This is a genomic window from Vibrio hyugaensis, from assembly GCF_002906655.1.
Classification (GTDB): Bacteria; Pseudomonadota; Gammaproteobacteria; order Enterobacterales; family Vibrionaceae; genus Vibrio; species Vibrio hyugaensis.
The window spans coordinates 1802966-1816275 of sequence record NZ_CP025794.1 but is presented as its reverse complement, the minus strand read 5'-3'; the positions used below and the strand labels follow the sequence as shown (position 1 = coordinate 1816275).

Annotated in this window: 13 protein-coding genes; 7 read left to right on the top strand and 6 right to left on the bottom strand. The window is 46.1% G+C overall.

Features of this window, described 5'->3' with window-relative positions; genetic code table 11:
* Window positions 1-27: 27 nt before the first annotated feature.
* The 4 genes from rpoD to rpsU all read right to left on the bottom strand — a co-directional run bounded on the left by rpoD (window position 28) and on the right by rpsU (window position 4586).
* On the bottom strand, window positions 28-1890 hold the full coding sequence (rpoD, locus tag C1S74_RS08960) for an RNA polymerase sigma factor RpoD (RefSeq protein WP_038866174.1): 1863 nt from the start codon (window positions 1888-1890) through the stop codon (window positions 28-30).
* Window positions 1891-1989: 99 nt separating this feature from the next.
* On the bottom strand, window positions 1990-3750 hold the full coding sequence (gene dnaG / locus C1S74_RS08955; protein ID WP_038878269.1) for a DNA primase: 1761 nt from the start codon (window positions 3748-3750) through the stop codon (window positions 1990-1992).
* A gap of 148 nt (window positions 3751-3898) precedes the next feature.
* A complete protein-coding gene (locus C1S74_RS08950; protein WP_042605348.1) occupies window positions 3899-4342 on the bottom strand; it encodes a GatB/YqeY domain-containing protein in 444 nt (147 codons plus the stop codon).
* A gap of 28 nt (window positions 4343-4370) precedes the next feature.
* Entirely contained in the window at window positions 4371-4586 is a 216-nt protein-coding gene (rpsU, locus tag C1S74_RS08945; protein ID WP_001145625.1) for a 30S ribosomal protein S21, read from the bottom strand.
* Between the two features lie 230 nt (window positions 4587-4816).
* Between rpsU and tsaD the strand changes: the two genes are divergently transcribed.
* Together tsaD and C1S74_RS08935 are read left to right on the top strand one after the other, a co-directional pair.
* The gene (gene tsaD, locus C1S74_RS08940) at window positions 4817-5833 is read left to right on the top strand and encodes a tRNA (adenosine(37)-N6)-threonylcarbamoyltransferase complex transferase subunit TsaD (protein WP_038866177.1); all 1017 of its coding nucleotides are present in this window, start codon (window positions 4817-4819) and stop codon (window positions 5831-5833) included.
* 186 nt (window positions 5834-6019) lie between these two features.
* A complete protein-coding gene (locus tag C1S74_RS08935) occupies window positions 6020-6835 on the top strand; it encodes an alpha/beta fold hydrolase (RefSeq protein ID WP_045400424.1) in 816 nt (271 codons plus the stop codon).
* A 36-nt stretch (window positions 6836-6871) separates the two neighbouring features.
* Here the strand turns inward: C1S74_RS08935 and plsY are convergent, their stop codons facing one another.
* A complete protein-coding gene (plsY, locus tag C1S74_RS08930) occupies window positions 6872-7483 on the bottom strand; it encodes a glycerol-3-phosphate 1-O-acyltransferase PlsY (protein ID WP_038866181.1) in 612 nt (203 codons plus the stop codon).
* 265 nt (window positions 7484-7748) lie between these two features.
* On the opposite strand from plsY, the gene folB reads away from it, so the two are divergent.
* Genes folB through C1S74_RS08915 form a run of 3 tightly spaced genes read left to right on the top strand, consistent with a single transcriptional unit; the run spans window position 7749 to window position 9406 of the window.
* Window positions 7749-8108: a bifunctional dihydroneopterin aldolase/7,8-dihydroneopterin epimerase gene (gene folB, locus C1S74_RS08925; RefSeq protein ID WP_038866183.1), complete on the top strand. Its 360-nt coding sequence runs from the start codon at window positions 7749-7751 to the stop codon at window positions 8106-8108.
* On the top strand, window positions 8105-8587 hold the full coding sequence (gene folK / locus C1S74_RS08920) for a 2-amino-4-hydroxy-6-hydroxymethyldihydropteridine diphosphokinase (RefSeq protein WP_038866185.1): 483 nt from the start codon (window positions 8105-8107) through the stop codon (window positions 8585-8587). Before folB ends, folK begins: the two co-directional genes overlap by 4 nt.
* A gap of 15 nt (window positions 8588-8602) precedes the next feature.
* Window positions 8603-9406 (top strand): undecaprenyl-diphosphate phosphatase, encoded by an 804-nt coding sequence (locus C1S74_RS08915; RefSeq protein ID WP_045400422.1) that lies wholly within the window; start codon window positions 8603-8605, stop codon window positions 9404-9406.
* Between the two features lie 70 nt (window positions 9407-9476).
* On the opposite strand, the gene C1S74_RS08910 is transcribed toward C1S74_RS08915, so the two are convergent.
* Window positions 9477-10697, bottom strand: coding sequence for a multifunctional CCA addition/repair protein (locus C1S74_RS08910; protein ID WP_045400420.1), 1221 nt, complete (start codon window positions 10695-10697; stop codon window positions 9477-9479).
* 148 nt (window positions 10698-10845) lie between these two features.
* Here C1S74_RS08910 and C1S74_RS08905 point away from each other — a divergent pair, with 148 nt between their 5' ends.
* Both C1S74_RS08905 and C1S74_RS08900 read left to right on the top strand, forming a co-directional pair.
* On the top strand, window positions 10846-12474 hold the full coding sequence (locus tag C1S74_RS08905) for an ExeA family protein (protein ID WP_045400418.1): 1629 nt from the start codon (window positions 10846-10848) through the stop codon (window positions 12472-12474).
* Window positions 12474-13205 (top strand): general secretion pathway protein GspB, encoded by a 732-nt coding sequence (locus C1S74_RS08900; protein WP_042605352.1) that lies wholly within the window; start codon window positions 12474-12476, stop codon window positions 13203-13205. Before C1S74_RS08905 ends, C1S74_RS08900 begins: the two co-directional genes overlap by 1 nt.
* Window positions 13206-13310 lie beyond the last annotated feature (105 nt).

Below are 13310 nucleotides of genomic sequence, written 5' to 3'. Positions count from 1 at the left end.
CACCTTTTTTGCTTTTAATCGCTTCGATTACTCGTCTAGGAAGCTGCGCAGAGTTTCTGAGCGGCTTGGGTGACGCAGTTTACGTAGTGCTTTCGCTTCAATCTGACGGATACGTTCACGAGTAACGTCGAACTGCTTACCTACTTCTTCTAGAGTGTGGTCAGTGTTCATGTCGATACCAAAGCGCATACGAAGAACTTTTGCTTCACGTGGTGTTAGACCTGCAAGTACGTCTTTTGTCGCCATTTTCAGGCTTGTCGCAGTTGCTGAATCTAACGGCAGTTCTAGCGTTGTATCTTCGATGAAATCACCTAGATGCGAATCTTCGTCGTCACCGATTGGTGTCTCCATAGAGATTGGCTCTTTAGCGATTTTCAGTACTTTACGAATCTTGTCTTCTGGCATTTGCATGCGCTCTGCCAGTTCTTCCGGTAGCGGCTCACGACCCATCTCTTGTAGCATTTGACGAGAGATACGGTTTAGCTTGTTGATCGTTTCGATCATGTGTACCGGAATACGAATCGTACGTGCTTGGTCCGCGATTGAACGAGTGATAGCCTGACGGATCCACCACGTTGCGTAAGTCGAGAACTTGTAACCACGACGGTATTCGAACTTATCTACCGCTTTCATCAGGCCGATGTTACCTTCTTGGATTAGATCCAAGAACTGTAAACCACGGTTGGTGTATTTCTTCGCGATAGAAATCACTAGACGTAAGTTCGCTTCAACCATCTCTTTCTTCGCTCGGCGAGCTTTTGCTTCACCGATAGACATACGACGGCTGATGTCTTTAATGTTTTGAACGTTTAGAGAAGTCTCTTCTTCAATCATTTTTAGCTTCATGATTGAACGACGGATCTCTTCTTCGCTACGTTTGATTTTTTCAGCGTAAGGCTTATCAGATGAAAGAATCTCATCTAGCCAAGCTTCGCTTGATTCATTACCTGTAAATAGCGCGATGAATGATTTCTTCGGCATTTTGCCGTATTCAACCGCTGACTTCATGATCAAACGTTCTTGAGTACGAACGCGATCCATCGCAGTACGAAGCTCGTTCACGAGGTGATCGAACTGTTTTGGTGTTAGACGGAATTCTCTGAATACGTCTAGCATCAATTCGTTTGCAACGGTTGCTTTCGGGCTTTCGTAGCCGTGTTCGTTGATCGCAAGCTGAAGGTTTTGGTACGTGCTGCGTAGCTGGTTGAATTTCTCAAGCGCTAGCTCTGGGTCAATACCTACATCTTCTTCAGAATCATCTGAATCGTCATCACTCTCTTCATCTTCTTCTGCGTCTTCTTCGTCTTCTTCTTCTAGTTGAGATTCAGACAATTCAGAGCCGATGTGCGTTGCTGTTGGAGCAGCAGTGTCATCTGCGTCAGGGTCAACAAATCCAGAGATAAGGTCAGTTAGACGAAGTTCTTCTGCTTGAACTTTGTCAAACTGCTCAAGAATGTATGGGATAGTGCCAGGGTATTCAGCAACAGACGATTGAACTTGGTTAATACCTTCTTCAATACGTTTTGCGATGTCGATTTCGCCTTCGCGAGTCAGTAGCTCTACAGTACCCATTTCACGCATGTACATGCGCACTGGGTCTGTTGTACGACCAATTTCACTTTCTACGCTAGAAAGTGCAGCGGCTGCGGCTTCGGCAGCATCTTCATCGGTAATGTTTGTGTCATCGTTCAGTGCTAGATCATCGGCATCAGGAGCAGTTTCAACTACTTTGATACCCATATCGTTGATCATCTGAATGATGTCTTCTACCTGTTCTGAATCTACGATTTCAGCAGGTAGGTGGTCATTTACTTCGGCGTAGGTCAGATAGCCTTGTTCCTTGCCTTTAATAACAAGTAACTTTAGCTGTGACTGCGGATTTTGATCCATAGACGGTATCCAACTTCGTAATCTGGTGAAGGAATCAGTATGCGAAATGCAAACCACTTACTATAGCAAATTTAATTGTTGCTGACTAATTAATCAGGGTTACGCTTTTAAATCTAGCATTAAAGCTAGCAGCTCCCTTTTCTCTTCGGCTGATAAACCGACACTTCTTGCTTTGGCCTGCAGGTTTTCAATTTGCTTTTCTACGCACTGGGCAATTATTTTGTCCAGTGAGTCTAAAAATATTTCTTCAAGGTTGTCTTCTACGAGCGGAATATCCCAGCTCGCCAGACGAGACAGAAGGGTCTCATTTTGGCTATTTCGCCAATGCTCTAATAATTGGCCTGTGTTGATATGGGGATGTGCCTGACATTTATCAAGTACATCAACAAATAAACTTAGGCCTGGTATGGATAAATCTCTCACTGAGGAAAGATCCGGTACCATTTGAGCATAGCTCGGATTTTGAATAAGTAGAGCGATAACCTCGCGCATCGGAGTTCGTTTGATCTCTTTGTGCGGCTGAGGTCGAGTTTCATTGCTCTTCTTACGTGGTTGACGTAAGCGGTTATCAAAACCAGTGCGTTCATCAAGCAGCTTTTCGAGTAACTCCTGAAAGTAGGGATCAGGTATCTTGTCGATAAGTGCACTTGCGTAGGCACGCAGTGCCGACTTACCTTCATTATTGCCCAAGTTGATTTGGTGCAATTCAATTAGGTTATCAAACAGATAGCTCGAAAGCGGTGTCGCTTGTTCGATTTGTTGTTCGAAGGCTTGTTTGCCGTATTTACGAACGTAGCTGTCCGGGTCTTCGCCATCAGGTAAGAACAAGAACTTCAATGTGTTACCTGTTTTCAGGTATTGAAGTGCGTTTTCCAGCGCGCGCCAAGCGGCCTCTTTACCTGCGCGGTCGCCATCGTAACAACACACAACGGTGTTGGTCTGACGAAACAGCATTTGAATGTGGTCGCCAGTCGTTGACGTGCCCAATGAAGCGACAGAGTAATCTACGCCATATTGCGCTAACGCGACAACATCCATATACCCTTCAACCACCAAAATTCGTGGTGGTTCACGATATGCCTGTAAGACTTCATAAAGGCCGTATAGCTCTTTACCTTTATGGAAGATTGGCGTTTCCGGTGAGTTGAGGTATTTCGGGGTGCCGTCGCCCAATACACGACCACCAAAACCAATCACTCGGCCTCGTCGATCTCGAATTGGGAACATAATACGGCCACGGAAGCGGTCGTAACGGTTACCTTTTTCGTTTTCAATCAACATGCCGCCTGTAACTAGCATGTCTTGGTTATCTTTGTTCTGGCCGAAGTTCTTACGGACTAAGTCCCATTCATCGGCCACATAGCCGATGCCAAACTTCTGGACGATTTCGCCAGATAATCCACGATCTTTTAGGTATTCAATGGCAACTTTGCTTGCTGGTAGCTTGAGTTGATTACGATAAAACTGAGAAATACTGCCCATTAAATCGTAAAGGCTACGTTTTTCGCTGCTGCTGGCTTGTGGTCCTGATTGAAACTGACCGCCACCACCGCTGCGTTGTTCGCGAGGAACATCTAACCCGAGGTAAGACGCCAGTTCTTCAATAGCTTCGACAAACTCTAAGCGCTCGAACTCCATAATGAAGTCGATGGCATTGCCATGCACGCCACAACCAAAACAGTGATAGAACTGCTTTTCTTGGCTGACACTGAATGAAGGGGTCTTTTCGTTATGGAAAGGGCAGCAAGCGCCGTAATTTTTACCTTTTTTCTTAAGTTTCACGCGCGCGTCAATGATGTCGACAATATCAAGTCGAGCTAGGAGGTCATCAATAAAACTGCGTGGGATGTGTCCAGCCATAAAACCTAACAAAAAAGAAAAATCATGATTGGTGTGAATGAGTTATGGAGAAAAGCATGCATACGACCGTGCGTTATTCCATTCATTCAGATACAAACAAGCCGTGCGTTCCAAAGGATAGCACGGCTTGCTGCAATTGGGTGGGGTGTTAAGCCAATTTAGCGCGAACTAAACCGCTCACTTTACCCATATCTGCACGCCCTTGAATTTGCGGCTTCAGAACGCCCATTACTTTGCCCATGTCTTGCATGCCAGCTGCACCAGATTCAGTAATCGCGTTCTCGATAAGAGCTGCTACTTCTTCATCTGTCAGTGGTTGAGGCATAAAATCCTCAAGAACCGTAATTTCTGCTCGTTCAGCATCAGCAAGATCTTGACGATTTGCTGCTTCAAACTGCGTAACAGAGTCGCGACGTTGTTTAACCATTTTGGTCAACACAGCAAGAATGTCGTCGTCGTTCAGAGTGATCTGTTCGTCAACTTCACGTTGCTTAATTGCTGATAAGGCTAAACGAATAGTACCAAGGCGCAATTTGTCCTTGGCTTTCATCGCTAATTTTTGCTCTTCTTTGAGTTGTTCAATCAGAGCCATAACTAAATTCCTTTCCGGAGCTCAGTTATTAGTACAGGCGAACGCGACGAGCGTTTTCGCGAGCTAGCTTCTTAGCGTGACGCTTTTGAGCTGCTGCTTTAGCGCGTTTGCGAACTGTAGTTGGTTTTTCGTAGTGCTCACGACGACGCACTTCAGAAAGGATACCTGCTTTTTCGCAAGAGCGCTTGAAACGACGTAGAGCAACGTCGAACGGTTCGTTTTCACGTACTTTAACTACTGGCATATGCCTTTCACCTCAGGGGTTATTCGTTAACGCTGGATTTCAGTAAACCAAATCACAATTATTTGGTCTATTACCAGCTTGATCAAAAATGGTGCGGAATTTTAATCCGATCACATAAGCTTTGTAAAGCCTTTTATCGCTTATTGTCTGTACAAAATTTGTTTGAAGCACCAAGGCAAGGTAATATGACGCCCAAATTTCCTCTATACAGAAAGCCCACTGAGAAAACCATGCGCATTATCGGTATTGAAACCTCATGTGACGAGACTGGCATCGCGATTTATGACGATGAAAAAGGTCTGCTATCACACCAGCTTTACAGCCAAGTAAAACTTCACGCGGATTACGGTGGCGTGGTGCCTGAGTTGGCTTCACGTGACCATGTTAAGAAAACTATTCCTCTTATTAAAGAGGCGCTAAAGGAAGCAAATCTGACACCTAAAGACATTGATGGCGTTGCGTACACCGCTGGGCCTGGTCTTGTTGGTGCCTTGCTCGTTGGTGCAACGATTGGTCGTAGTATTGCTTACGCTTGGGGTGTTCCTGCAGTGCCTGTTCACCATATGGAAGGTCACCTACTGGCACCTATGCTAGAAGACAATCCACCACCATTCCCGTTTGTTGCGGTATTGGTATCGGGCGGTCACTCAATGATGGTGGAAGTGAAAGGCATCGGCGAGTACAAAATCCTAGGCGAGTCGATTGATGATGCAGCGGGTGAAGCGTTTGATAAAACCGCGAAGTTAATGGGCTTGGATTACCCTGGTGGTCCACTACTGTCTAAACTGGCAGAAAAAGGCACTCCGGGTCGCTTTAAGTTTCCACGCCCAATGACCAACGTGCCAGGTTTGGACATGAGCTTTTCTGGTCTCAAGACTTTTACTGCTAATACCATTGCGGCAAACGGTGATGACGAGCAAACACGTGCAGATATCGCTTTAGCATTTGAAGAAGCTGTGTGTGCGACACTGGTAATCAAATGTAAGCGTGCTCTAGAACAAACTGGCATGAAGCGTATTGTGATTGCGGGTGGTGTAAGTGCTAACCGTCGTCTGCGTGCTGAACTTGAGAAGCTGGCGAAGAAAGTCGGTGGTGAAGTTTACTACCCACGTACGGAATTCTGTACCGACAACGGTGCGATGATCGCCTACGCTGGAATGCAGCGCCTGAAGAATGGCGAAGTGTCGGACATGGCTGTGGAAGCGCGCCCACGTTGGCCAATCGACCAACTGACGCCAATCGCGTAAGTAAGCTTCTACTGAAGGTTTGAAATAGATTCACCACGATAAAGGTCTCTGCTTATAAGAGGCCTTTATTTTTACCTATTGGACTGAAAGGCTTTGCGTAATTAATGTTAAAGCCTGACTGATGCGAGCAGTTCTATATCGTTTCAGTGATAGGATGATGTGCAAGAATAATAAATGGATATAACAATGAATAAGTTTGAAATTGAAGGTCAGAAACTTGCTTACTTAGATAAAGGGGAAGGCCCTGTGTTGCTATTTGGACACAGTTATTTGTGGGATTGCCAAATGTGGGCTCCGCAGATTGAGGTGCTAAGCCAGTCATACCGTTGTATTGTGCCAGATCTTTGGGCACACGGTGAGTCAGATGCTGCACCAGCTTCAACCCGTTCTTTGGTGGATTACGCTCAGCACATGCTGGCATTGATGGATCATTTGGAGATCGAACAGTTCTCTATTGTTGGTTTGTCTGTTGGCGGCATGTGGGGTGCAGAGCTGACTGCTCAAGCTCCGCAGCGTGTGAAGTCATTGGTGTTGATGGATACCTTCATTGGGCTTGAACCTGAAGTGACGCACAAGAAGTACTTTGCGATGTTAGATACGATTAACCAAGTGCAAGCTGTACCAGCGCCAATTATTGAGGCTGTCACTCCGCTGTTTTTTGCCAATAATGCCGAGCAAGTAAACCCTGAGCTAGTCGCTTCATTCAAACAAAGTCTTGAAGCTCTACAAGGTGAGCGTGCAGTCGAAGTTGCTCGTGTTGGGCGTATGGTGTTTGGCCGCCGTGATGTGATTGAAGATTCAGAAATGTTCGCTTTGCCAACCTTGATTGCCGTCGGCCGTGAAGATAAGCCTCGCCCGGTGTTTGAATCTTACTTGATGAACGACTGTATTACGGGTAGCCAATTGATTGAGATCCCAGAAGCAGGGCACATTAGCTCATTGGAGCAACCTGAGTTCGTTAACCAGATGCTGTTAGACTTCTTAAATAAAGTGCACGCTTAGATTTTCAAGCCATATTTAGATACAGAAAACTCGGTTTTAGGCCGAGTTTTTTTCTATCAGTTTCTTCTCACCAATCTTTGGTTCTTCGCCAGAGAGTAATCGGCGGATGTTTTGATGGTGTTTAAAGACGATTAAACAGCACAACATTGCTACAGGTAAGGTGTATTGAGGTTTGAACATCCAAGTGTAAAACGGTGTCACTAAAACGGTGACTAAGGCAGCTAAAGAAGAGTAGCGGAACAAGACGGCGATCCCCAGCCATGTCAGCATAACAAGACCGGTTAAATCCAGACCGATAGGGGCGATTGCACCAAGTGCTGTTGCGACGCCTTTCCCCCCTTTAAAGTGGAAGAATATTGGGTACATATGGCCGAGACAGGCTGCAATCGCGATGACACCAAGAATGATCGGATCGATACCGAGGAAGTACCCTCCCCAAACTGGTATGGTGCCTTTGAGCATGTCACAGAGTAAAACGGCTACGGCAGCCCCTTTGCCGCCAATGCGTAACACATTGGTTGCACCAGGGTTATTAGAGCCAACTTTACGAGGGTCTGGCAGCCTTAACAAACGACAAATGAGTACCGCACTGGAGATCGATCCCAGCAAATAGGCGGCCATTGTCATTATCAGTGCCAGTGCGTCCATAGAAGTCCTTGATGGATTGGAATTTAATGCTCAGTTCCTGAGTAGTTGCTATCATACCGCGATTCGGCTTTGAGCAAAAATACTCTCTGCGATAGAGCTTGCATTATGGGATTTCTTGTATATAAAGAGTCTTCGCAGTTTATACCCAAGTGACTTTTGCCACCAATTGACGTGGTTAAAGGCCGCAGTAGGTTGCTTGGGTATAGAATAGTACGATCAAATTGCCCGTATCGGGTATCCGACCTCTGTAAAAGAAGGACATAAGATGGCTCTGGATAAAGTTTTTATTGAACAACTAGAAGTAATCACCACCATCGGCGTTTACGATTGGGAACAGCAAATTAAGCAAAAGCTGGTTCTGGATATCGAAATGGCGCACGACAATAAACCGGCGGGTAAAAGTGATGATGTTCAAGACGCATTGGACTACTCGCAGGTAAGTGAAGCGGTGCTTAATCACATCGAAAATGGTCGTTTCCTTCTGGTTGAACGAGTGGCAGAAGAAGTGGCTGACATCATCATGCAGCGCTTCTCTGTGCCTTGGGTAAAAATTCGTTTGGCAAAACCTGGTGCCGTTCCTCAAGCACGCGCGGTAGGCGTTGTGATTGAGCGAGGCCAGGCATGATAAAAGCTTATATCGGTGTCGGTACCAACATAGATAGGGAGCGGCATTCGTTGGCGGCTTTTCAAGAGTTGCAGCAACTTGGAACGGATCTCCACGTATCACCGATATATGAATGCGAGCCAATTGGCTTTAGCAGTCAGAACTTCTACAACTTCGTGATTAGTTTTTTTACGGAGTTGTCACTCGAAGAGTTGAGTCAGCATCTACGCGAGATTGAGTTTAAGTGGGGTCGTGAGGAAAATGCGCAAAAGTATCAGGATCGAACCTTAGATCTCGATATAGTCTTGTTCGGTGAGTGCATTTCGCAACAAAAACCTGAGTTACCTCGCAGTGATATCTACAAATATCCTTTTGTAACAAAGCCCCTGTATGATCTCGAACCTCATCTAGTGATCCCCGGCGATGGGCGTACTGTCGCTGATATTTGGCAGGCGATGCAGCCCGTTGATTCACTCAAACCCGTTTCTTTTTCACTTTAATTTTGAGTTGTTTACATGAGTTACTTTGAAGCCTTTATTTTGGCTCTGATTCAGGGTCTGACAGAGTTTTTACCAATTTCCAGCTCTGCTCATTTGATTTTACCTTCCGCTATATTTGGTTGGGAAGACCAAGGTTTAGCATTTGATGTTGCCGTTCACGTTGGTACGTTGATGGCTGTGGTGATTTATTTCCGCCAAGAAGTGATCACGCTATTCCAAGCGTTGTTTGCCTCGATCTTTAAAGGCGACCGCAGCAAAGAAGCCAAATTAGCTTGGATGATTGTATTGGCGACGATCCCGGCATGTGTCTTCGGTCTATTGATGAAAGACATCATTGAGATTTACCTACGCAGTGCTTATGTGATCGCGACGACGACGATCATCTTTGGTTTGTTGCTGTGGTGGGTGGATAAGAACGCAGAGCAAATCGCGGATGAATACCAAACGGGTTGGAAGAAAGCACTGTTTATTGGTATTGCTCAAGCACTTGCGATGATCCCTGGTACTTCACGCTCTGGTGCAACCATCACCGCGGCGCTTTACTTAGGCTTTACCCGTGAAGCGGCGGCTCGTTTCTCATTCTTAATGTCGATACCAATCATCACTTTGGCTGGTGGCTACTTAGGGATGAAGTTAGTAACCAGCGGCGAACCTGTGCATGTTGGCTTCTTACTTACGGGTATCGTGACTTCATTTATCAGTGCGTATATTTGTATCCACTTCTTCTTGAAGATGATTTCACGCATGGGCATGACACCATTCGTTATCTACCGTCTGATTCTAGGTTTTGGCTTGTTTGCTTTCTTGCTGACGACTTAAACCCAATCCGAATGAAAACGCCCGCTTTCTATAGCGGGCGTTTTTGTTTGTTCGTTATGTACCTATCGGCTTATTTTCCTAGCGTAACTCTTACTGCTTCAACGCGGCGCTTCTCTTGTTCATCGCGAATAGTTGGGCCTTTGAAGCCGTCTTTAATGATAGCTTGTACGTCGACAGATGCCGCAGCTTGGTAAGCTTGCATAAACAGCTCTGCTTGCGGGTAAGGTCGGTCTTCTAAGCCTTTTCGACCTGCATGATCGGCTTGGCAACAGATTAAAATATCTTGCAAACGTTCTGACTTACGCCACACATCAAACTTGTTGAGGATTTTTATGATGGTTTGTGGTTTAAGCTCGGCGGCTCGGTGGATGTTAGAGTGTTGCTCACAGACCATTAATGCCAAGTCACGAAATTCATTAGGAACGCGCACGCGAGCACACAGCTTTTTAATCAACTTTAAACCCGTGTGACAATGCATTTTGTGACTCGGCCATTCGCTTTCTGGCGTGACGCCTTTGCCTAAATCATGTACTTGTGCAGCAAATCGAACCGGCAATGAATCACTCAGCTTTGCTGCTTGCTCGGCCACCATAAGAGTGTGAATACCTGTATCGATTTCTGGATGCCACTTTTCTGGCTGAGGTACGCCAAACAGGACATCAATTTCTGGCAGGACGATGGCTAACGCACCGCACTCTCTTAAAACAGATAAGAATACGTCTGGGCGGGAAGTAGAAAGCGACTTATGCCATTCTTGCCAAACACGTTCTGGAGTAAGGGTGCTCAACTCGCCAGATTCTGCGATCTCGCGCATTAGTTGGATGGTTTCCTCTGCCACGCTAAAGCCCAAATGCGCCAACTTCGCCGCGAAACGAGCCACACGCAGAACACGTAGAGGGTCTTCAACAAAAGCTTCCGATACATGACGTAGCACTTTCGCCTGCAAATCTTGTTGGCCACCATAAGGATCATATAGATTGCCGTCATTATCCATCGCCATGGCGTTGATGGTGAGATCTCGTCGGATAAGGTCTTCTTCTAGCGTGACGCTTTGATCAAAGAAACATTCAAAGCCAGTGTAACCCGCGCCAGATTTTCTTTCGGTTCGTGCAAGGGCGTACTCTTCTTTAGTCTTGGGATGAAGAAACACAGGAAAGTCTTTCCCGACAGCCGTGTAGCCTTGGCTTTGCATCATTTCTGGTGTCGAGCCGACAACCACCCAATCTTTGTCATAACTGTCGATTCCGAGCAAATGATCTCGAACTGCACCACCAACTAAATAAACTTGCACGGATTACCTCTTAATTTATGGATATGACGTTGGACATTGTAGCAAGCAATGGTACTTTTCTTCACATCTAAAAGAACTTAGCGCTTTGTTTAAGTCTAATAAGGAATATCCCGATTTGATTGCGGGAGGGTTTTAGCTGGAGATCCTAATGTATAAGGACTTTTTCGGGTTTGTTGAACTGCCATTTTCGATTGTTCCAAACTCGCGTTATCTGTATCTGAGCCAACGTCATAAAGAGGCGATCACGCATCTTCAGGCGGGGTTAGGCGATGGTGGTGGTTTTGCCATGCTGACAGGCGAAGTAGGGACAGGCAAAACCACCGTCGCGAAAGCCATGTTGGCGAATTTGGATGAGAACACCAAAGCAGGCTTGATTCTTAATCCCACCTTTTCTAGCCGAGACTTGCTTGAGGCTATTTGTGATGAGTTCAAAGTGACTTATCCGCAAGATGCGACGCTCAAGCAGCTTAACCAAGCGATTCATGAGTACTTGCTGCGTAACCATAAATTAGGTTGGACGACGTTATTAGTGATTGATGAGGCGCAGCACCTCGCCGCTGATGTTCTTGAGCAGTTGCGTCTACTTACCAACTTAGAAACGGACACCAGAAAGCTGCTTAAAGTGCTCTTGGTTGGCCAGCCAGAGCTACAACGCTTGCTGCAAACGACGCAGCTACGTCAGCTTGCACAGCGTATTACTGGTCGTTATCACTTATTGCCGTTGGATGAAAAGGAAACCGCTGACTACATTGCGTTTCGTTTGCATACCGCAGGTGGTGACCAGCAGTTGTTCGATCGCAGTTCGACTAAGCTGATTGCCAAGTATAGCCATGGCATTCCACGCCTTATCAACCTTGTGTGTGATAAGTCACTGAACATGAGTTACTACAAGGGCAATGTAGTCGTTGATCGACAGACAGTACATCAAGCGTGTGAAGAGGTGATGCAGTTCCAAGCCGAGATTTATCAGCAGGATAAGCCAATTCGCCGTAGCTTTGAATGGCCTGCATGGGGCTCGGTTGCCATTGGTGTGTTTGCGGCATTAGGGGTTGGTTGGGCAGTGACGCACAATATGCCTATGAAGGTGCCAACAAATACTGTACCTACGGTTGCTGCTCACACGCCAATACAACCAGCGGTTGTTGCCCCAATTTTTAATGAGCAATTGACCAATGAACAGCGTGAACAACTGTTAGCACAAACCCAATCAAATTTAGCCGTTAACGATCTTTACAAACTATGGGGCTACCGCGCTTCAGTTCGCGACAATCTTTGTTTATCTGAGCCACAATCAACAATGCGTTGTGAGCGAAAGATGGCAACATGGCCGTTATTGGTTCAGCAGAATCGTCCAGTGATATTAGAACTGAATTATCAAGGGGAAGTGGGTTACGTCATTTTGTATGCGATTGGTGACGGTAAGGTGGAAGTGCTCAATGGTAAGGAGCGCCTACGCCTACCTATATCGTGGCTAAAACCACTGTGGCAGGGCAATATCATCGAGTTATGGCAAGCGCCTCTAAAAGATACTCTGCGTCTTGATATGGAAGGGCCTGCAATTGAAGTGTTGGACAAGTTGCTGGCAGAAGCGGTAAATGAACAACCACTAAGTACAGACATTTATGATGGTGCAATGAAAGAGCGTGTGGAACTCTTCCAGCGCTGGCAAGGCATTGGTGTGGATGGCATTGCAGGTCAACGTACATTAGAGCGCTTACAACAAAGCGCGCAACCTGATGCTCCAGCCTTAGCGCAAATCAATGAGGAGGAAGCATAATGCCGATGATGAAACACATTGGGCTTTTTCTACTGCCTGTAAGCCTAACCGCTGTTGGCGTCGCTTGGTATATGGACCTTTTGACGCCAGAAATGCAAGCCCCCAGGGTTGCCCAAGAGCCGATGACGGTTCAAGTGCCAGTTCAAGCTCCTGAGCCTGTTAAGTTAAGACCAAACTTTGAAACGCTTGACTACCCTGAGGTGACTCAGCTTGCTCAGTTGCAACGTGAGTGGCCAAGCGCAGAGTTATCGAGAAGTATGGGTACCTTTGTCGGGCAAGATTATGTGAGTAATGAATCAGTGCCGGGTGAGCAATCATTACTTTCTGTGCCAGAGAAAACAAAACAGACTTCGCAAACGAAAGTTGGGCAGGATGATCTCGGACTGTCGTTAGATGATCTCGACTTGTCTTCGTTGTCTCCTGATTTAGCGATGAAAGTTGAAAATGCGATGGCGAACAATGATCAGCCTACGCGCTCAGAAGCTCAGATGAACGATCTTGAGCATGATGCACGCCAATGGCATGGCCGCTTGCCTGCATTGAATTTACAAACGCACATGTATTCAAGCGATACTAAGCGACGTTGGGTGAAGATCAATAACGTTGAATACCACCAAGGTGATGTGGTGGATGGTCAAATCACGTTAAAAGAGATCCAACCACAAGCGGTGATCGTCGAGTTCCAAGGGGAACAGATCCGAATTCCTGCATTATATGAATGGAAAGGGTAACGATCTAACCCGAATCTAATAGAAGCCAGTGAAGTTATTCGCTGGCTTTTTTGTCTCTTCTACAAGCTTCTCCCTATTGGTTTGGTTAATGATTTCCAAACCGTC